The sequence below is a fragment of the Bifidobacterium sp. UMB1197 genome, from assembly GCF_030217745.1.
Taxonomy (GTDB): domain Bacteria; phylum Actinomycetota; class Actinomycetes; order Actinomycetales; family Bifidobacteriaceae; genus Bifidobacterium; species Bifidobacterium vaginale_B.
The window spans coordinates 202848-223456 of record NZ_JASOOL010000001.1 but is presented as its reverse complement, the minus strand read 5'-3'; the positions used below and the strand labels follow the sequence as shown (position 1 = coordinate 223456).

Here is a 20609-nt window from a genome sequence, read left to right as displayed (position 1 = left end):
TTTAGATCCCTTCCCGTATTACCTCATGCCGAGAGGCATTTACGAGGTCGATACACGCTAGAAAGCACAAAAACGGGGTTTCTAGCGATTTAACTACATTACATGACATTCTACACACACATAATGACCGCTCTTTATTAAGAGCCTTTATTAGTAATTCTTAATATTAAACCTTCTATTAATTGATTTTTTGCCCATTTTTTGCAAAGAAGGTCCAACTATTTTAACTTCTTTAATTTTTATATCTTTTGAATATTCAAATATTTTTTTCTCAAGCATAGGTTTGCAATAAGTAAGTTGCGTATACCAAACATTTGATTTTGTTCTAACTATTAAAATGCCATCTTTTATTGTGTCAATATAACAATTTAAAGATGCACTTTTTCCAACTATTTTCCACCAATCTTCTCTCATTTTTGCTATAGCAAGTGGTTCATTCCAGTTATTTTGATTGGCATAATTACCCAATAAAGAATAAATATTTTGAGGATCTCTACCTGGTTTTCCAAAACTTTCCCAAGCTTTATAAGCATTTTGTTCATTAACTACTTTTTTTATTGCCTTCTTTTTAATAGGCATAAAAATAAGTTCTGGAAGCTTTCTTGTGTCTAATTTTAATATTTTATTTACGGGAATTTTCATTTAATATCCCCCAAATTATTGGATTCATTTTTAGAATCATCAACATAATCAACGCTATAATCAACGCTATCTTTACGACTATTAATAATATTTTCCAACAAATTTTTATGATTAATATCAATATTATTTTCTAACGATTTATTTTCATTTAACTTTTGATCTTTTGCTATTTTAGAAACATCAATAATAGAGTTTTCTAGCACACTTTTATCTTGTGGTATATCACTTAAAGAAGCAGCAGTAATAAAAACTTGATCCTGATTTTTTGCAAACTCTAAAATTTGCTTTCTTCTAAACTCATCTAGTTGTGCAAAAACATCATCTAAAATAACAATAGGTTTTTTACCATTCTTTTTTTCTAATGACTTAAATAAAGCCATTTTTAAAGCTAATGCAAGAGTCCAGGATTCACCATTGGAAGCAAATTCTTTTGCAGAATAATTATTAATTAATATATTAAAATCATCTCTGTGAGGTCCTATTAGGTTATATCCTCTTGCAACTTCTCCAGTGTAGATTCTTTGAAAATGTTCACTAATTGAAAGTCGAATAGAATCATCATTATTTTCGTTAGAATCAACCTCTTTAAAAGAAGGATCGTATTCTATTAACGCAAAATTAGATGAGTTAGAGAGTTGTTCAACAATATTTGAAAAAACTTCGTTAATTAATTCTATTATTTGTTTGCGTAATTTTGTGAGTATTATTCCAGCTTCTATAAACTTAGCAGTCCATACTTCTAAATCAGAAATTTTATTGTAATTACCTGCATTGTAATTATCCATTGAATTTAATGAATAATTATTAGATAAATTTTTTAAAAGTGCAGATCTTTGCTTTGCAATGTGATTATATTCTTGCAAAACAGGCAAATAGTTTGGTATTAATAATGCTCCAGCTTGATCTAAAAATGTTCTTCTAACAGTAGGATCTGAAACAATCAAATTTTGATCTCTTGGAGTAAAAGAAACACAAGGAATTAAACCGACTATATCTTTCATATATAAAGATTTTTTACCGTTAATTCTTGCTCTATTAGCACCTTTTAAATTAAGACTTAATTCAAAAGTTGTTTCATATAAATTATTCTCACTATTATTTATTGAAGTATTATTAAAATCCTTAACATTTGCTCGTATAGTAGCACAATTATAGCTACGCTCTATTAGTGGCATTAAAGAAGATACTCTGTGACTTGTTCCCGTTGAAATAACTTCTAAAGATTCAACAATATTAGTTTTACCTAAGCCATTTGAACCAATTAAAATATTAATTTTTGGGGAAAAGTTGAGTACACAACTATTCCAAGAGCGAAAATTATCTAATGCAAGTTTTGAAACATACATTTATTCAGCTTAAGGATGCATTGGAACAACAAGATACCTATAATTCATAGATTCATCACCATCTGCTTCTTGTTGACCATTAAATTCAACAGGCTTAATAGCAGAAGTGATTTTTGCATGAATAAAAGGCTCACTAATAGCACTTAATCCTTCAATCAAATAATTAGGATTAAATGCAACAATAATATCTTGCCCATCCATGTCTATATCAATAGTTTCTTTTGCTTTAGATTCAGAATCGTTTCCCGCACTTAAAGTAAGTTCATCTGAAGTAAAAGACATGTAAATTGGAGCATCTTTTTCTGCAACAATAGATACACGCTTTATTGCATTAATTAGCATTTGTCGATTAATAATTGCATGAATAGGATATTCATCAACAAATAAGCGGTCTACAGAAGGAAATTCTCCATCAATAAGTTGAGAAGTACTAACTCTTCCAGAATTTTCAAATCCTAGAATAGAAGGTTCATCACTGTTTAAATTAATAATAATATTTTGATGTTCATCAACTGAGCGAGAAATATCTTTAAGAATGTTTCCCTTAATAAGGGTAGAAACGTTTATATCACTGTGATCTGGAGTCCACTTAAAAGTTGATCGAGCAAGGCGATATCTATCTGTAGCTGTAAAAGTAACAGTATCATCTTCAAAGTGTGCATGAATCCCCGTTAAAACAGGTCTATCTTCTTCTCTAGAAACTGCTACAGAAGCTTGATTTACTGCTTGAACAAAAGTAGGTGCATCAACTTGACCTAGTTTTGAAGGAATTTCTGGTAAATCTGGATATTCACCCTCTGGCATTAATTGCAAGGTAAAGGTTGATTTTCCAGAAGTAATTGTAAGAGTTGTTTCGTTAGAAGATAAATAAGTTTTTTCTGCTGGCAAAGATTTTGTTATATCTGCAAGTAATCTACCTAAAACAAGTACACTACCTGCTTCATCTACACCAGCTTCAATATGATGACGACTAGAAAGTTGATAGTTAAAAGCACAAAGTTGTAGAGTTCCATCTTTTGCTTCTAGTTTTAATCCTGCAAGAATAGGATTAGACGGACGATTATCTATAACTCGAGTAGTCCAAGATAGTGCGTCTGCAAAAGAAGCGGAATTAACTTCAACTTTCATATTTCCTCATTTCTTGTAAAACTATGTTTATTCTATCTCATGGTCTAATGAAAATCTAATTTGTTTAAAAGGCATATTTTAAGAGAAATTATTATTGTTATTTAAAAAATAAAAGTAATAGTAATAATAAAGCTTGTGTAAATGTTGATATGTGCTTAGAAGCGTTTAATTAGAGCCATTATTAACATAAGAAAAATGTGGATAAAATATGCATATTTATGTGCAAAACTAAGTAAGTTATCCACAACAAAAGCTATTTTTTTGAATATCCACATTTTTAAAGCTTTTATAAACAACTTATTCACGATTTTTTCGGCGTTTTCCACCGCTTATTCGCAGGATTTGACCACATTTGTGACTAACTGTGTGGATAACTTTTTTTAAATTAATTCACAGAGTTGTATAGATTTGTGTAAAACTACTTTTTATTTGATGGGTTTTGCTTTAATCTAACAGTCAACTCCATAACGTAGTTATAAATTTCCTGCTTTTCTTGCATCTCACCGCTGATTCGCGTATAAGCATGCATAACCGTTGTGTGATCACGGCCTCCAAAAACTTCACCAATATCAACAAGACTCATACTCGTCATTTCTCGAGCTAAATACATTGCAATTTGACGGGCCAAAGCAACATTCTTAGTTCTAGATCTGCCAACAATCTCGTCAAATGTCATATGGAAATATTTAGCAACTTGGCCAATAATATCCGTTGGGCGAATTTCAATATCGGAAGCAAAGAAATCTTGTAAAGCCTGCTCAGCCAATGCTTTGCTAACAGGTTGATTACTTAAAGATGCAACAGCAGTAACTCTAGTTAAAGCACCTTCGAGTTCGCGAATATTTTCTGTAAAACGCTCCGCAATAAGATCTAAAACATCGCTAGGAACGTTAGAATTGTTCATCGATGCCATCATTCTTAGAATTGCGATTCGCGTTTCTAAATCAGGTGGCTTAATATCAACAGTTAAACCAGATTCAAATCTAGAAATAAGTCTTGCTTCAAATCCTCTAAGATTTTTAGGAGCAACATCCGAAGCAATAACAATTCTTTTACTTGCTTGGTAAAGAGCATTAAATGTGTGGAAGAACTGTTCCAGTGTTGCTTCTTTTCCACCCAAAAACTGAATGTCGTCAATTAAAAGAACATCAACTTCGCGGAATTTTCTGTTAAAGTTAGCGATTTGACCCTGATTTTGACTCGTATTTTGTAAAGCTTCAATAAATTCGTTAGTAAATTCCTCACTGGTAATATAACGAACCTTAAGAGATGAATCTTTAACAAGAGCATAGTTGCCAATAGCATTAAGCAAATGTGTTTTGCCTAAGCCAGATCCGCCGTAAATACATAAAGGATTAAAGTCTTTTCCAGATCCTTCTGCAACAGCTAAAGCAACTGTGCGTGCAAAACGATTAGAATCTCCAGGAACAAAAGTGTCAAAAGTTGCGCAAGTGTTTAAGTGAGTAACAGGGTCCCTTTTTATTGAAGAAGGGATTTTTGCTTGTTGCCCATTAATATCCGAAGCCGCCAAACCAGTGTTTTGCATGGTATTTAGGCCAGTTGCGTAGTCAAAATCTTTTTGAATAGGAGATGAGCTAGAAGATGATAAGTTTTCAACATTGTTAGAAATGTTAGAAATGCTATTTTCCTCATCAAAATCAGATTTTATATTATTTGAAAAATCAGATGAAGAATCAGAAGATTGATTAGATTCTTCTAGAGAAGATGAAAAAGTATTAGATGAATCTTGTGTATTTTTATTAAAATTACTTAAATTAGATTCGCTAGAAGAGCTTTCACTGCTAGTTTCTGTTGTAGGAACAATCTTGAAGGCTGGAAACATGTCTTTTCCAGTGCAAATTTTTAATGATGTAAGCAAAGCAGAACTAAGCTCATTTTGCAAAGCCTGCTGTGTTTCTATGTTAGAAACGCAAAGAACGATTGTTGTTCCAAAAATAGATTCAGGTTTTACGCTTTCAAACCAGCTTTTATCACGGTTGCTTAGAAGAGCATTATGACGTAACACGGCAAGAGTATTTGACCATACAATAGTGGCCTGTGCATTTGGGTCACTAAAGGAATCTGTCATGTTACACCCCCTAAAATCTGGCAGAAACATTTTATGGCTTCTTTACATCTTGCTGAGTGGAAAATATATATTCACACGCGCGCGTAAAGAGTGCTAGTAGAATATGTTTACTCCGACCCTAAGAAGTTATCCACAGCCTCGCGTGTTGAAAATACTCAATTGTGAATAACATGTGTGTAATTTGTGGATAAGATAAAAGCTGTTAATCCACATTTTCCAAGGCTTTTATAAGAGGCTTATATGGCAAAAACAACACAGAAAATTTTAAAGTACAATAAATTTTGACTTTTAAAAACATGCTTTTAAACACGTTTGTAAAAAGATTTTTTGACTATTGGTGAGGGGTAATAGTAATTTAGTATAGCTTGACTCATACGGAGCCGTGCTTTTGCATGGCCAAATACAGGAGCGTTAGTTATGAAGAGGACATTCCAGCCTAACAACCGTCGTCGTCACATGAAGCACGGCTTCCGCGTTCGCATGCGTACGCGTGCTGGCCGCGCCGTGATTAATCGTCGTCGTGCCAAGGGCCGTAAGACACTATCTGCCTGAGATGGGGCGCGTCGTAAAGCATGGATAGGCTGAAAAGCCATCGTGATTTTGTTGCGGTACTCAAAAAACGACGCAAAGTGTGTTCACGGGATATCGTCGCGCATTACAGTATGCGTGGCGATATAGCCGTGTTAAACGCGCTTAACGAAGGCGAAGAAACAAGTCTGAATAAGATTGCCACGGGTTGTAAAGATGATACACTCGCGGCATTTTGTGATACCTTAAAGCAACATCAAAAAAATGGCGTTGCTTTAAGGCTCGGGCTTGCTGTATCTAAAAATGTAGGTAAAGCTGTTGTTAGAAATAAAGTAAAAAGACGCTTTAGAGCAATAGCAAAAGAACATCAATCGTTACTTCCAAATGGTTGTGACGTAGTTCTAAGAGCCAAACCTACTGCAGCTAGTGCTTCGTTTGAATCGTTGAATGAGCAGATTAAAAAGATTTTTGGAAAAATAGCAAGAAATCAAGATAAAAATCAAGAATCCGCAGAAATAAATCACAAATTAAATCAAGCAGCAGAACCGCTTTTAATCAGCGAAAACAACAATAAGTTGATTTAATAAGTTGATTTAAGGAATAGTGATACGGCTATGAGTGGTAGAAAAAGTGTTGTAGCGAATTGGATTATAAAATCCATTCGTTGGTATCAGCGCGCAATTTCTGCCAATAGACCAGCCTGCTGCAGATACTATCCAACGTGCTCAAGATACGCTATAGAAGCCGTTAGCCGCTATGGGGCGTTTAAAGGTGGTATTCTGGCCGTTTTACGGCTGTTGCGCTGTAGACCATGGACTAGCTGCAGTATTGACGATGTACCACGCAAATATTCAATTTTTTATCGTTGCGCTTGGTCTAAAGCGCATGAAGAGCCTCGGTTAACTCCCTTGGCTGAACAAGACAAGGAAAACTAATGTTTAATCAAGATCATTTCTTACTTGATAGCGGATTCTGGGGATGGTTCTATAAGATCCTCACGCCAGTTGAGTGGCTTATGACTCAAGTAATGGCGTTTTTCCACAAGCTATTTGTTCTTATTGGAATGAATGAAATTGGGTTCTCCTGGGTTCTTTCAATTGTCTTTCTTGTGCTTGTTGTGCACGCGTGCATATTCCCTGCCTTCCTTAAAAGCATTAAGGGCATGCGCAATATGCAAGCAATCGCTCCTAAAATGAAGAAAATTCAGCAAAAGTACAAGGGCAAAAACGATTCTGCTAGCAAAGAAGCCATGCAGCGAGAAATGATGAAGCTGTATCAGGAGAATAACGCAAATCCTGCTGGAAGCTGCCTGCCAATGATGATTCAAGGCCCAGCATTTATGAGTATTTGGTATACGCTTTCCGTTATTCCATTTATTGCTAGAGGAAAGCATGCTTCTTTGGGTGCTTTTGATATTGCTACAGCGCAGCAATTCGTTAAAACGCACGTATTTGGCGTTGGTGTTTCCGACACGTTTATGACGGTTCAAGCAGGCGGAAAAGTTGTTATTGTAATCTTTGTTATTTTGATGTGTGCTGCAATGTGGTACATGCAATTTAACAATATTCGTAAGAATCTTCCACCAGAATCTAAGCAAGGCAGCCAGTACACTATGCAGAAGCTTATGATGTGGGGATTCCCGCTTATTTACGTTTTCTCTGCATTTGCTCTTCCATTTGCAATGCTTGTTTACTGGCTTGTAAACAACATTATTAATATGCTTCGCTCTATTTGGCAGGTTTATGCCTTCCCAACTCCTGGTTCTCCAGCTGCGGAAGAAAAAGAAAAGCGAGATTATAAGAAAGAATCTGAGCGTCGCCAGCGTGAAGGTTTGCCTTCTATTGAAGAAGAAAAGCTTCAGCAGGCTCGAGAAGTTGCTAAGCGTAGAGAATCCGAAGGATTCCAGCGTAAGCAGCCTAATCGTAAGCGAAAAACAAGTAAATAACGTTAATACGAAGTAAATATGAATTTATTTATTAGATTTATTAAAATAATTTATAAATTTGGATTTATCTTCAGTTAAACTGTACACAGATTGTGATTCTTGACATTTATTGAAATTAAGGAGTATGTAAATGGCACAAGACGAGACCAGAAGCATTGACCAGCTCAATGAGGAAGCTGATATAGCTGCCGACTATTTAGAAGGACTTCTAGATATTGCCGATTACGAAGGTGATATTGAGATGGGTGTTCGCAACAATAGGCCAATGATTCAGATTGTTGCGGATGATGATTCCGATATTAAGCATTTGATTGGCCGAGATGGAGAGGTTGTTGATGCTTTGCAACAGTTGAGCCGTCTTGCGGTTCAGCAAAAAACTGGCGAAAGATCTCACTTAATTGTAGATGTTGATGGATTCCTTAAGCGTAAGCGCCAATATTTGCGTGATCTTGCGTTGGACGCAGTTGATGAGGTTCGTGAAACCGGCGATCCTGTTGATTTGAAGCCAATGAACTCGTTTGAGCGCAAGGTTGTTCACGATACTGTTAGAGAAGAAGGCTTAAGGTCTAGATCTCACGGAGAAGAACCACATCGCTATGTTAGCGTTTATATGCCAGCAAGCGCTGTAGAAGATGAAGATCTTGATGATGACGTTGACGTAGATGTAGACGTTGACGTAGACGAAGAATACGCTGAATAGTAATTAGCTTGAACAAAAGTAACACAACGGAACAAAAATGTTTTGTTGTGTTACTTTTTATTTGATGATCTTAGTTGTATGGAAGAGATTTTAGGTATGGAACAGGCTGATAATTCACAAAATATAGTGGATGAATTAGATGAATCCCCTTTGCTTGGTGAAGTTTTGGGCGAAGCTCTTGATAAATGCAAGATGTTTCACGTGAAACTTGAGCAAGAAGGGCTTGTTCGAGGTCTTGTTGGCCCTAGAGATATGAGTATTCTTTGGGAAAGACATATTCTAAATTCTGCTGCTGTTGTTCCATTTGTTAAAGAAGTCGTTGAAAAGTCAAATAAAAAGTCGATTGCAGATGTTGGAAGCGGCGGTGGCTTCCCTGGTATTGTTGTGGCTGCTTGTTTGCCAGATTGTAAAGTAACATTAATTGAGCCAATGGAAAGACGAGTTCTTTGGTTAAACGAATGTGTAGAGCTTATGGGCTTAAAAAATGTTACAGTTTTTCACGGAAGATCAGACGAAGTTATTGCTAAAGTTAAGTCTCACGAAATTCCAGCTTTTGATGTAGTTACGTGTAGAGCTGTTGCCCCTATGACAAAATTAGCTGGATGGACTATTCCACTACTAAACAAGAATGGCAAGTTAATTGCTTTAAAGGGAAAGTCTGCACAAGCGGAGATTGATAAAGCCGCAAAGATGATTAAAAAAGTAAAAGGATTAAATCCCCGAGTTGTTGATGCTCCTGTTGCAAAAGGACTTCAATCAACAAGCGTTGTTATAGTTGATAAAGGTTGATTTTGACTACTTGACTATGTCTTTTTTAAAATCAATTATTTATTATTGGTCGTGAATTTTGAAAAGTGTTTCATGTGAAACATCGTAAAACGTTATAAAAAGTGTCATAAAATATGCAGTAAAAAGCGTCATAAACGTCGTAAAATATAGTGTTTCACGTGAAACGGCGAGTTGTTTTTGTAGTGTTTTTGCGGGTCTTATTATGGTGTTTTATGTCCATAGAAGAAAGGAAACTTGAAAATACTACGGTTAAATTGGTTAAAGTTATGGTAATTTCCCATAGGTGGGCAGGGGTGGTATGTAATGGTGGAATCAGCAGAAGATACGATTAGGCGTATTTTTGGTGACTCTGGATCTTCGTTAGGAAGCGAGTTGGCAAATATAACCAGTCGCTTTCATGCCATTGATGGCGTGATTTTCCCTAAGCCAAAAGAAACGCGTTTTATTGCGGTTGCAAATCAAAAAGGTGGAGTTGGAAAAACAAGTTCTGCCGTAAATTTATCAGCTGCAATGGCTGTTGGCGGATCGAAAGTTTTACTTATTGATATGGATCCGCAAGGCAATGCTTCTACAGCAATGAATATTCCCCATTCTTCTGCAGATCTTTCTATTTATGATGTTATAGAAGGAAGAAAAACTATTGCAGAAGTTAAACAAAGCTGTCCAGATATTGCAGGATTAGATGTTGTTCCTGCCTCAATTGAGTTAAGCGGCGCAGAACTTGAAGTTGCTCAAATGGACGACAGAAATAATCTTCTTAAAAATGCTATTGATGATTTCTTGCGTTCTAGCGAAGAACATTACGATTATGTGTTTATTGACTGCCCGCCTTCGCTTGGTCTTTTAGTAATTAATGCAATGTGTGCAGTGCACGAAATGCTTATACCAATTCAAGCAGAATACTATGCGCTAGAAGGATTAGGTCAGCTAATTAGAACTATTGGCTTAGTTCAAAAACACTATAATCCTTCGCTTTTTGTTTCTACAATGCTTGTAACAATGTTTGATAAGCGAACTCTTTTGGGAAGAGAAGTTTTTCAAGAAGTTAAAAAACATTATCCAAATATTGTTCTTAATACCACTATTCCGCGAACTGTTAAGATTCCAGAAGCGCCAAGCTTTAATCAAAGTGTTATAACATATGATCCTCATGGAACTGGTGCGGTATCTTATAGAGAGGCTGCGCTTGAAATAGCTAATAGGTCTGATGCAATTTTGTCTGTTATTGATTCAAAAAGAGAGGGTAACGCATAATGAGCGCAAGTAAATCTCGTTTGGGAAAAGGATTAGGAGCTTTATTCCCTACTCTTCCTGGGGAAGATGATTTTAATGGTTCGGCAACAAAAAAGATTGAAAGTGTTTCACATGAAACAAATGAAAAGAAAGATGAACCTTTAAACGCTGTTTCACGTGAAACTAATGGTGAAATTGTAAAGAAAGATATCCAAGAAAGTGTTCCACGTGAAACTAAATCACCAGCTAAAGTACCTAGCGTAGATAATGCAATTTCCCCGCATTTAAGCCAAAAACAGGGCAAAAATGCTGGTGTTTCACGTGAAACAGTGCCATCAATCGCAAGCAAAAACAAGCATTCAGCAAAGCGAACTTCTATGCCATCAATTGATGACGTTACAAGGCCAATTGACTTTTTCTTTGGTGATTCTGCATCTAAGTCATTTGTCTCTTCAAAGCAAATAGACGAAGAGAACAGCAAAAACAGCGCTGTAGAAAATGATGTAAAAGATAAAAAATCAGGTCAAACGCAAGAGCTTAAGCCTATTGAAGGCGGTTATTTAGAATACTTGGATCCAAGTGATATTGTTCCAAATGCTCATCAGCCACGTACCATTTTTGATGAAGAAGAGCTTCAAGAATTGTCTGCTTCAATCAAGGAAGTTGGCGTTTTGCAGCCTATTGTTGTGCGAAAAATCAAGGATGCTGGTCAAGGTGATCTACAAAAGGCTCATTATGAATTAATAATGGGTGAGCGAAGGTGGAGAGCAACTCAGCTAGCGGGTCTTAAGAAGATTCCAGCGATTGTTAGAACAACCTCCGACGAAAATATGCTTCGAGATGCGCTTTTGGAGAATTTGCACAGAGTTGCATTAAATCCGCTTGAAGAAGCTGCAGCATATGCCCAAATGATTGATGATTTTGGACTAACGCAAATCCAGCTTTCTAAATCTGTTTCTAAGTCTCGCCCTCAAATCGCAAACACCTTGCGACTTTTGAACTTGCCAGCCAGCGTTCAAAAGCATATTGCTTCTGGAGTTCTTTCTGCAGGTCATGCTCGCGCTCTTCTTGCATTAGCTTCCCCAGAAGAAATGGAAGCTCTTGCAAAGCGTATTATTGCAGAAGGATTATCGGTTCGCAGCACGGAAGAGATTGTTTCTATTAAAGTAGATAATGGCGATGATTCTTCTAAGAGAAATAGGGTTAAAAGAAACAACAAGTGGGCATCTTCTCTTGTTAGAAAGCAGCTAGAAGAGCGATTTGCCACAAAAGTTGCCATTAAGGGTACGGAAAATCACGGAAGAATTGAGATTGTGTTTTCGTCGCCAGAAGAAATGCAGAGAATAATCGGCATTTTAGTAAATAAAAACAGCTGATACAGCTGATACATCTGATACGGAAATATATCTAAAATAAAACCCCAATGAGTTGTTAAATCAACCATTGGGGTTTGTTTCACGTGGAACAAAACTATTATTCGTTCAAATCATTTAGATATGCCTGTGCATCAAGAGCGGCTCGGCAGCCCATTCCAGCGGCAGATATTGCCTGGCGATACACGCTATCTACAACGTCTCCAGCTGCAAATACTCCAGGAACCGACGTTTTGGTAGACGCGCCTTGAACAGCAATAGTGCCATCTTCGTTAAGCTTTAAAGCGCCATTTAAGAAGCCAGTAGATGGGGAGTGGCCGATTGCAACAAAAATACCCGATGCGTCAATAGTTTTAACTTCGCCCGTTTTAACATTTTTAACAGTTACGGATTGCGCATCTTCTTCTGATCCGTTTACAGAGCACACAACAGAATCTAAAACAAAATTGATTTTGCTGTTTTCGCGCGCGCGGTCAACCATAATTTTGGATGCGCGGAATGAATCACGCCTATGAATAAGTGTTACAGAAGAACCAAAACGTGTTAAGAAAAGTGCCTCTTCGAAAGCAGAATCTCCTCCGCCTACAACAACAATAGGTTTTTCTCTAAAGAAGAAGCCATCACAAGTTGCACAATAAGAAACTCCACGGCCCGAGTACTCCTGCTCGCCTGGAACACCCAATTTACGCACTTGTGAGCCTGTAGAAACGATTACAGCCTTAGATGTGTAAGTTACGCCGTCGTCTGTTGTAACCGCTTTTAAATCGCCATTAAAGTCTACGGAAACAACATCGTTAAGCAAAATTTGAGCGCCAAATTTTTCAGCTTGCTTTTGCATTGCTTCCATTAAGTCTGGGCCTAAAATGCCGTCCACAAATCCTGGATAATTTTCCACTTCTGTAGTGTTCATAAGTTGGCCGCCTGGAGTTAAGGCGCCAGCAATAACCAGAGGATTATAGCCTGCTCGTGCCAAATATAAAGCAGAAGTATATCCAGCAGGTCCCGAACCAATAATAATTACGTTCTTTTGCATTGCTTCCATAAAATATTCCTAATAATCCTAATATCTTTAATAAATATTCCTAGTAATTTCAATAATCTCAATAAAAGTTAATAAATTTTAACATAGTTTATGTATAGCCCGTTTTGAGGTATAGACCCTTCTGGCACCCACAAGATAAAATCTTGTGCGGTTATAGGCTTCTTAAACTTTACGTCAGTTACGCCGCTTGCATCAAAAGTAAAGTCCGCAACCTTATCTCCAGCGCTTGGGTCATTCTTGGAGTTTGCAATCACATATCCATGGCCGCCCGAAGATCGAATTGAAACAACAAATCGGTACGCTTCTTGCGGTTGTGTTAAGTGCATGTAGTAACCGTACCCGCGCTGATTGCCTGTATTCTCCAAGAATTGCTGAATATCTATAGGGTAAGGCGTGTTGTTAGTAGGCATTTTAGGCTTTGGAACCTGCTTTACCTTTTTGTGTTTATTAAGCTTTTGATGCTTGTTTTTAAGGCTTTTGTTACTTTTATTGTTTTTGTTGTTTTCGCCTGTTTTATTTGCATCCGTTTTGGCGGACTGCTTCTTTTTAGCAGAATCGCTTTTATCTTCTGGAAGAACACCTTGACTTCCAAATGGTACGTTTTCAACGCTTTGCGAATCCCAAGTATTAGATTTTGCAAAGTTAGATGGTGCTTCGTGAGAGTTAAAAAGACTGTGCAAAGATATAGCAAAAACAACAATCATCAATATTGCAACAACGCCGATTGCCAGAACTTTTGTTGAAATTCCGCCAAAAATCTTAGCGTCTGCAATGTCTGTAACGTTTTGCCCAGAACCCTTATTTGCTTTCAATTTTTCTTTATGCTCATGCGGTTGGAAGCTAGGAGGCATGGATGAATAAGACGATAATACAGAAGTTTCGCTGCCATATTCGCCATATGCCTCATTTTCAAGCTCTTCTTGGCGCAACGCTCTAGCGGATTCTTCGCCAGGAGCAACAAAACGCCCATTGCTGTCTACAACTGGAACTCTTCCTGTTGACTCTGCTTCCAACGGAAAGTTTTGTGGTCTAGAAAGCAGTTCGGTATGCTTTGTGTTGTCGCTTAGAAGGTCTTCAAAGTCAAATCTTCTAGGCATTAATGGAGAAGATAAGTCGTTTTTTTGTGAATAATCGTCGCTTGAATTTAATGAATCTAACGAGTTTAGAGCATTTTTGCTACTGTTTTCGTTTGTGTAAGTGTTAGCAGAAGATTCGCTAGCCTCTTTAGACTCACCATTCTTACTAGATTCATCCGCCTCACTCGATTTGCCTGATTTTTTAGACTCATCAGACTTATCTGATTCCTTGGTTTGGTAAGCTTCCCCACTAGAAGATTTACCAGTTGTGTAGCTAGGGAAACTTGTATACGTTGAAGACAAATTGTGGAAAATGGAATCATCGGCATCTAACTCGGTTGGAGCTAAGATATTTGCCATTTCTGCTGCCGCAATATCGTGGAAGTCGTAGTCTGTTCCAGTTGAGTCAGATTCTGGCGTGGAATCAAGATTTTTTGCAGAATTATTGCCATTTCTTTTTAGTAAAGCACTTAAAGCGCCAATGGTTTTACTGGCATTTTTAAGTCCAGTATTTTTACCGTTTTTACCTGACTTTTTGGAGTTTACTTCTTCATCTTTAGCAGTTAAGTCAATCGAATCTAAAACTCCACTAACTTCTTGACTAGATAATTGATTCTCAAGCAAATCTTCGTTCTTAGATAATCCTTCTGGAAAATCAACAAGATCCTCGTCTTTGCAAGGTAAAAGTAATGCTTTTTGAATAGAAGCTTCGCTTGATTTTGCATCGAAAATAATATCTTTTTCGCCAAGATTTTTAACAGGAGTATATGTTCCTAAAAGCGCTAAAAGTTCTCCAATAGATGCCATTGGAATAATATCTGAATTATCTGAATTATCTGCGCAAGAAAGCCCTCTTTTGCAAATCATAACGAATTCACTAGGAACGCCATCTGTAAGTCTTGAAATGTTAAAAACGGCATTATTTTGCGTGTAGCTGGTGCGTGTAAGAAGAGCATATAGAAGTGCAGAAAGCTGATGAGTTGCAATATTTTCTATGCTTTTAGGCAAATTTTGCGCTTGTTCTTTAGCTTGATTTTGCGAAGTGTTTTTAGCTGTAACGTCTTTTAGCAGAGGACTTATTGGTGCGCAAGCTAGTTCTACGCCATTTTTGGTGATTCTTACCGTGTTGGTGGAAATAGCATAATGTGTTACGCCAGAAGAAAGCAGCTTGTTAAGCGCATTTGCAGATTCGGCAACAATAGAGCGTATAGCTTCGTAACTCAATGTAGAGCTATGTGATTTTATGTAGTCGTTTAGCGTTACTCCAGAATCCAATTCGGTTATAATAACTGCAACGTCGTCTACATTGTGAATCTTTAAAACTGGCGTAAATTTGCGGATTCTAGATAGTGCAAGAGTGGAAGATATAGTGTTTACTTCGGGAAGGAATCTGCGATCGCGCACAATAAAAAGCTGACAATCTCTAGCAAGTATGCGGTCGCTAGCTTTCCAAGCTTGAATTCCCGCTTCTTCTCGTAAAGGCGATACTAGAGCGTAGCGATCAAGTATAATGTCTCCCAACTGAGGTTTCATCTACTCCCCATCTTCCTAATGAGCAATGAATATGCGTAAATAATAAATTCCACCAATTATTGTAATCGCAGAATTTAGTAAACGCTCTGCATTTTGCATTTATTGTTATTTAGTTGTTGTTTAGTTGTTTCGATTTAATTATCACTCACTGTATTGATTTATTTTGATTTAATTTTGGTACGTATTTTGCTTATTTAAAATCGTTTTAAAATTATTTTGAGCGAACAATTCGAGATGATTTGTTTTTGTTGGCAGTTTTGCTGCTGCTATTGTTGCTGCCGATATTGCTGCTGTTGTTGGCACTATTCGCGCGTTCAATATTTAGCAAAAATGGCCATTTTATACCGATTTTTTTAAGAACTGGATTAATAATGCTTGCCAATTCGCCTGTTTTTAAAAGCAACAAAGTAGATATGTAAACAACCGCCAAAACAATGGTTATAACTGCGCAGACAAAAATCGCAAGCAGCCATCTGTTAACACCACGAAGGCTTGGTGAATCTAAAGAAATCCATTTGTAAATAAATTCTCTAGCCAAAATTCCAACAACAATCGAAACAACGGAAGCTACAAGCACTTTTAAGTGTGTAACAACAAGTTGCTTATCGTCTAAATTGTTGTTAAATCGAGATCGAATCATTTTAACAAGTGCAGGGAAGGTAAGAATATAGCTAACCGACGCAGCTGCAGCAAGAGCGCCAACCCAATAATTTGCAGGGAGGAACTGTATGCAAGAGAATACAATAAAAAGTTCCACAAGTAGTTGCGCTGCACAAAACATAAACGGATGCTTTCCGTCTTCAAAAGCGTAGAAAGTGCGTTGAATAATCAAGTATGCGCTAGATAATGGCAGTCCAAGCGAAAGCATCATAAGTGGATCTGCCATAAGATATGCCTCTTTTATGCTGATTGAAGGCAGCAGAGCCAAAGAGATAGGCATTGGAATAACAATAAAAGCAACGCTAAAAAAGCACATTAAAATGCTAACGCTTCTAAGACAAGAGCTTAGGTCGGCACGCACTGTTGCTAAATCGTGATTTGTTATGGCTCTAGAAATCTTAGGGAAAACGGCGGTTGCAACCGATACAGCTATAAGCGAGTAGGGAAGAATAAACATTGTGTACGCGTTTTGAAAAGTGGCGTTTCCAGCAACATCAAATTGGCTTAATCCCAATGTTTCTTCGGCTATAGAAGGTGCGCTTGTAGTTATGTGAGTGGTTGCCATTGTAGAAAGCTGACTAACAGCCACTATTGCAAAACTCCAGCCCGCAACAGGCCCCATTGAGCGCAGGCCAATACCGCTAATGCCAAAGCTTGGCCTGTATTTTAATCCGATTTTTTTAAGAGGAATAAACAAAACAAGCGCTTGAGCTGCAACGCCTAAAGTCCAAAAGCCTGCAGTTAGAAGCATTGTAGTGTTGTTCCAAAAATGTGCTGGCTGCCTGCTTGCTCTTCCAAAAATCGCAATAAAAACGCCAAATCCAGTGCAGCTAACAATGTTTGCAGCAACAGAGCTCCAAGCATACATTGCAAATTTGCCTTTAGCGGCTAGAACCTGCCCAAGTACTGTATAAAGTCCATAGAAGAATATTTGAGGCATACACCACAGCGTAAAAGCGTTTGTAAGGGCAATCATGGCTGGATTTGTTCCAACATAGAGCCATGTTAAAACAGGTGTGGCAATTGCCATTAAAACAGTTACGCCTAAAAGCAGAATAATGGCAAATGTTATTAGCTTATTTAGTCTATTTTTTGCATCTTGTTTTTCTAATGTTTTAACAATTTGTGGAACCAGAACAGCGTTAAAAATGCCGCCAGAAACAAGAGTGTAAATAAGCTGTGGAATCATGGATCCAGCCTGGTAGGCATTTGCTGCCAGGCCAGTTGTACCAAGGGCTGCGGCTAGCAGAATGGTTCTAATTTGGCCAGTTATTCTAGAAGCAGCCGTGCCGCTTGCCATTATGATTGAGTTGCGGCCTACTGAATTCATTCGTCTGGATCCTTTTTACGATTAAACTGCCTAAAAAGCCCCAAGGCTCCAAGTGCAAAAGCAAATATTATAATAATCGTACCGCTTTTATCGCTGATTTGCAGTGTGCTTGTAATTGTTGTTTCTTTAGTGCTGCCAAAAACATTACGGTTTCTATCTTCTAAAGCAAAGGTAGCTTTAACTTTGCTAGATGTTGTAGATCTAAGCGGTAAAATCACCTGAGATTCGCTATTTGCTGCGATTTTAACAGGTGTTTTTCTGCGAGCTACTATTTCCATTGAGTTGGTATATGCGGTTAAATATACACTCACTGGGTATGGGTTAGTGTTGCTAATTGTAATAGGCATGGTTGCCGTTTCGCTTACAAGAGTAACGTCTTTTGGAGGAATAATGTGGATTCCAGAAATAAGCATTTTAGCCAAAACGTGAGTGCCGTCTTTATATTGCGACTGATCTTTAACTTCGCTGCTCGATTCACGCAAAGTGCTTGTGTTTGTGGCGCTTGTAGTGTTTGTTGTGTTTGCAGCGCTTGTAGCATTGTTTAGCTCTCTTTGAGCCATAGCATCAAAGAGCTTAAGAAGATTTTCGCTCCAAATTTTGCTATTTTGATTAATCTTTAATTTTGCATTTTGCTTAGCAAGAGATTGAGCGTCTGATTCGTTAGTTTTATGGTTATTAAGTTCATTTTGATCAAGAATGCTATTTATAAATTGATTTACAAGCATTCTATCGGCCACAAGTTTGCCAATCTTTTCTTTGCTGGCGATTGTGGCTTTTCCTTCGATTCCACTTTCTTTAGGAACAGGATTGTACCCAAGGTATTCCTTAGAAATTGGCTTTGATTGCGTTAAAGACTTTAAGTCTAAAAGAGAAATCCAAGGCGATTTTTCTAGCATGCTTACAACGGATTCAATTAATGAAATTGGAGAATCTTGGTTAAACATTATTAGCAAATGCCTTGGAGTGTACGGTTGCTCCATTTGATAGAAAGCGCTTTGAGCTGCAAGTCTGTTAAGAAGACCTGCACTTGTGTACTCTGCAACAGATTGACTGCTTGTAGAACGTCCATTTGCCAAATCGCTAAGTATTTCTTGGCAAGAAAGAACTTTTACGCTTCCCAAAGACGTTTGAACTTCGTAAACGCCGTTTTTTATTGCAAAACGGTTGGCTAGAGCGTCAAATCCGCTAGTGGCCACTACTGTTTTGTATCCATTTGCCGCAGCCTGTTCTAGGGCGCGTAGAGTCCATTTTCCGCCCGTTTGTAGGGCATAGGTATCTAGATTTAGCGGTTTGGTTGTGGAATTTTCTAATATAGACGATTTTTTACTCCAAGAATCCAAGCCAATTCCAGCCAATTTGTAGTAAACATGATTATTGGATTCTGCATAATGACTTATGTCAAAACCATTATTCTGCATAAAAACAGAAGGTGTAAAAGTTGGATTAGCAAACTTAAGAGTGTTTGAGTCTGCTATTGTTTGCAAACTTGGATGTTTTTGAACAAGACTTGTTAAAGCATTAAAGCGCTTTATGCTATCTTTGCTAAGTCTAATTTTTTTATTTGATGTGCTGTTTGCTAAGTTTGATGTGCCGCTTGCAGCGTTTGTTGCAGTATTGTATAAATCTTCCAAAGGGGCATTAATGGCGTTAACAGAAGGCGAAATATTCTGCTTGTTAATTGTGTAACGCCAATCGGAAGATTTAGCGATTATTGGCATTAGCAAAGTCACATTAATTGGCGGAGTTTGAACGTTTTTAACGCCAATATTGGCTCTAGTTACAAACGATTTAACAGAATAATAGTGTTTAAAATCTAAAGAAGAATACGTTATTGAAACGGGCTTTGGGCCCCAATAAAGAATGTTGGAAAGATTTGGATTATTTGCATCAACATCGATTTGTGCGTTATAAGATTTGCCGCGTGCAAGAGCTGGAACGCTAACTTCGCCGATTAGTTGAGGGGTTGGAATTCTAGATTCAGCTTGGCTCCATTTTTGCAGGTCGGTTCTAGACATAAAGGTGTACCAAGGGTTAAAAGTAACCTGAATTTTGCCTTCGGGAAAATCTTTAGAACCGCTGTTTTTAAGCAGAAGACTAATGTGGTATCCGCTTTTATCGGTAAGAATCGAAGTTGACTTTACGATTTTTAGCGAAATTCCTTTGGATTTTGAATTATAAGAATTGTATGTGTTAAATGAATATTTAGCCTCAATAGGATTGTTGAGCGTATTTGAATCGCTTTGGTTAGCGGCCGCCATTTTTGGGGCAAATAAAAACGGAAAAGTCGCAAGTAAAAGTGACATTAAAACGATTGTTACGCAGAGCCTAAAACAAGCATTTTTTTGCGACTTACGCAACTGGTTTTTTGAAAAATCAATCACATTAATCACATTATTCACGGTTTTGCCGCCTATTCGCCTTTTTAGCATACATCCATGCTATTTTTCGCTCGTTTGGGTAACTCAAAATGTCGTTAAGTTCTTTAAAATCAACCCAAATTGCGTCTTCTGCCTCGTGGTCTGGGTCTCCAAGAACAGACAATTCGCCGCTAACATATCTAAGTGCAAAATGGTGAACAAGTTTATGAACTCGCTGGCTTGTTCCAGTAAACCAGTAGTCGATGGTTGCAATTGAGTCAACAACTTCGCCAAGAATGCCCGTTTCTTCGTGAATTTCCCTAACGGCTGTTTGCTGCGGAGTTTCGCCTTTTTCAATATGGCCTTTAGGCAAGCACCATTCCATGTGGCCACTTCGTGAATGTCGAGCTATAACCGCGACACGCCCAAGGGAGTCAAAAACTAATCCGCCAGCAGAATATTCTCGAACAATAGGCAAATCCTGAGCGTCTAAAGAAGCAAAAGTTTTAGGTCCATCGTTAGCTCTTCGCTGAGGCATTAAGGCTGGAGATGGGGTGTCGATTGAAGATATTTGCTGCCTGGATTCAGTTATGTCAACATGAATATTTTCAACAGTGTAGTCGCCAGAAAACCCCGAAATATCAACAAAAATAGACTCGTCTTCTTCAGTTTGTTGAGGCTGTATTTTGCTTTTCATTCTAGCAACATCAAGTGGAGTAACTTGAATGCTTGGAGCGTTTTGGGTATGGCTATCCGAGGCTCTGGCGAGCATGCGTCTTAAGTCTTCTGGAGTAACCATACACTCCACCTTACTCAATCCGCTGTGCATTGGGGTAAC

The 20609-nt window shown here is 37.7% G+C and carries 17 protein-coding genes; 8 read left to right on the top strand and 9 right to left on the bottom strand.

What is annotated here, in order from left to right; translation table 11 throughout:
- Positions 1-150: 150 nt before the first annotated feature.
- From QP420_RS00960 to dnaA, 4 genes are all read right to left on the bottom strand, one after another.
- Positions 151-642: a DciA family protein gene (locus QP420_RS00960; protein WP_060787003.1), complete on the bottom strand. Its 492-nt coding sequence runs from the start codon at positions 640-642 to the stop codon at positions 151-153.
- Complete coding sequence (gene recF / locus QP420_RS00955; protein ID WP_481616313.1) at positions 639-1988, bottom strand: DNA replication/repair protein RecF; 1350 nt, start codon at positions 1986-1988, stop codon at positions 639-641. The genes QP420_RS00960 and recF overlap by 4 nt, the downstream gene beginning before the upstream one ends.
- A 9-nt stretch (positions 1989-1997) precedes the next feature.
- Positions 1998-3116: a DNA polymerase III subunit beta gene (dnaN, locus tag QP420_RS00950; protein ID WP_060787005.1), complete on the bottom strand. Its 1119-nt coding sequence runs from the start codon at positions 3114-3116 to the stop codon at positions 1998-2000.
- A gap of 418 nt (positions 3117-3534) precedes the next feature.
- Positions 3535-5205, bottom strand: coding sequence for a chromosomal replication initiator protein DnaA (dnaA, locus tag QP420_RS00945; RefSeq protein WP_415695426.1), 1671 nt, complete (start codon positions 5203-5205; stop codon positions 3535-3537).
- Positions 5206-5622: 417 nt separating this feature from the next.
- On the opposite strand from dnaA, the gene rpmH reads away from it, so the two are divergent.
- The 8 genes from rpmH to QP420_RS00905 all read left to right on the top strand — a co-directional run bounded on the left by rpmH (position 5623) and on the right by QP420_RS00905 (position 11776).
- The gene (gene rpmH, locus QP420_RS00940) at positions 5623-5757 is read left to right on the top strand and encodes a 50S ribosomal protein L34 (RefSeq protein WP_004114029.1); all 135 of its coding nucleotides are present in this window, start codon (positions 5623-5625) and stop codon (positions 5755-5757) included.
- Between the two features lie 20 nt (positions 5758-5777).
- The gene (rnpA, locus tag QP420_RS00935; protein ID WP_464405832.1) at positions 5778-6317 is read left to right on the top strand and encodes a ribonuclease P protein component; all 540 of its coding nucleotides are present in this window, start codon (positions 5778-5780) and stop codon (positions 6315-6317) included.
- Between the two features lie 30 nt (positions 6318-6347).
- Positions 6348-6668, top strand: a complete 321-nt coding sequence (yidD, locus tag QP420_RS00930; RefSeq protein ID WP_081090953.1) for a membrane protein insertion efficiency factor YidD — start codon at positions 6348-6350, stop codon at positions 6666-6668.
- Entirely contained in the window at positions 6668-7678 is a 1011-nt protein-coding gene (gene yidC, locus QP420_RS00925; RefSeq protein WP_060787008.1) for a membrane protein insertase YidC, read from the top strand. Before yidD ends, yidC begins: the two co-directional genes overlap by 1 nt.
- A 130-nt stretch (positions 7679-7808) precedes the next feature.
- Positions 7809-8378, top strand: coding sequence for a Jag family protein (locus QP420_RS00920; protein WP_415688802.1), 570 nt, complete (start codon positions 7809-7811; stop codon positions 8376-8378).
- 78 nt (positions 8379-8456) lie between these two features.
- Complete coding sequence (gene rsmG, locus QP420_RS00915) at positions 8457-9167, top strand: 16S rRNA (guanine(527)-N(7))-methyltransferase RsmG (protein WP_415688803.1); 711 nt, start codon at positions 8457-8459, stop codon at positions 9165-9167.
- 303 nt (positions 9168-9470) lie between these two features.
- Complete coding sequence (locus tag QP420_RS00910; protein WP_415688804.1) at positions 9471-10421, top strand: ParA family protein; 951 nt, start codon at positions 9471-9473, stop codon at positions 10419-10421.
- Positions 10421-11776 carry a ParB/RepB/Spo0J family partition protein gene (locus tag QP420_RS00905; RefSeq protein WP_481616312.1) on the top strand — a complete coding sequence of 452 codons (1356 nt, stop codon included), beginning with the start codon at positions 10421-10423 and terminating at the stop codon, positions 11774-11776. Before QP420_RS00910 ends, QP420_RS00905 begins: the two co-directional genes overlap by 1 nt.
- Positions 11777-11873: 97 nt before the next feature.
- Here QP420_RS00905 and trxB read toward each other — a convergent pair whose 3' ends face one another.
- The 5 genes from trxB to QP420_RS00880 form a co-directional block, all read right to left on the bottom strand.
- Entirely contained in the window at positions 11874-12815 is a 942-nt protein-coding gene (gene trxB, locus QP420_RS00900) for a thioredoxin-disulfide reductase (protein WP_060787012.1), read from the bottom strand.
- Positions 12816-12883: 68 nt separating this feature from the next.
- Positions 12884-15424: a protein kinase family protein gene (locus QP420_RS00895; protein ID WP_481616311.1), complete on the bottom strand. Its 2541-nt coding sequence runs from the start codon at positions 15422-15424 to the stop codon at positions 12884-12886.
- 211 nt (positions 15425-15635) lie between these two features.
- On the bottom strand, positions 15636-17414 hold the full coding sequence (murJ, locus tag QP420_RS00890; RefSeq protein ID WP_464405845.1) for a murein biosynthesis integral membrane protein MurJ: 1779 nt from the start codon (positions 17412-17414) through the stop codon (positions 15636-15638).
- On the bottom strand, positions 17411-19843 hold the full coding sequence (locus QP420_RS00885; protein WP_481616310.1) for a DUF6049 family protein: 2433 nt from the start codon (positions 19841-19843) through the stop codon (positions 17411-17413). Before QP420_RS00885 ends, murJ begins: the two co-directional genes overlap by 4 nt.
- On the bottom strand, positions 19806-20570 hold the full coding sequence (locus tag QP420_RS00880; protein WP_060787016.1) for an NUDIX hydrolase: 765 nt from the start codon (positions 20568-20570) through the stop codon (positions 19806-19808). Before QP420_RS00880 ends, QP420_RS00885 begins: the two co-directional genes overlap by 38 nt.
- Positions 20571-20609: the final 39 nt, after the last annotated feature.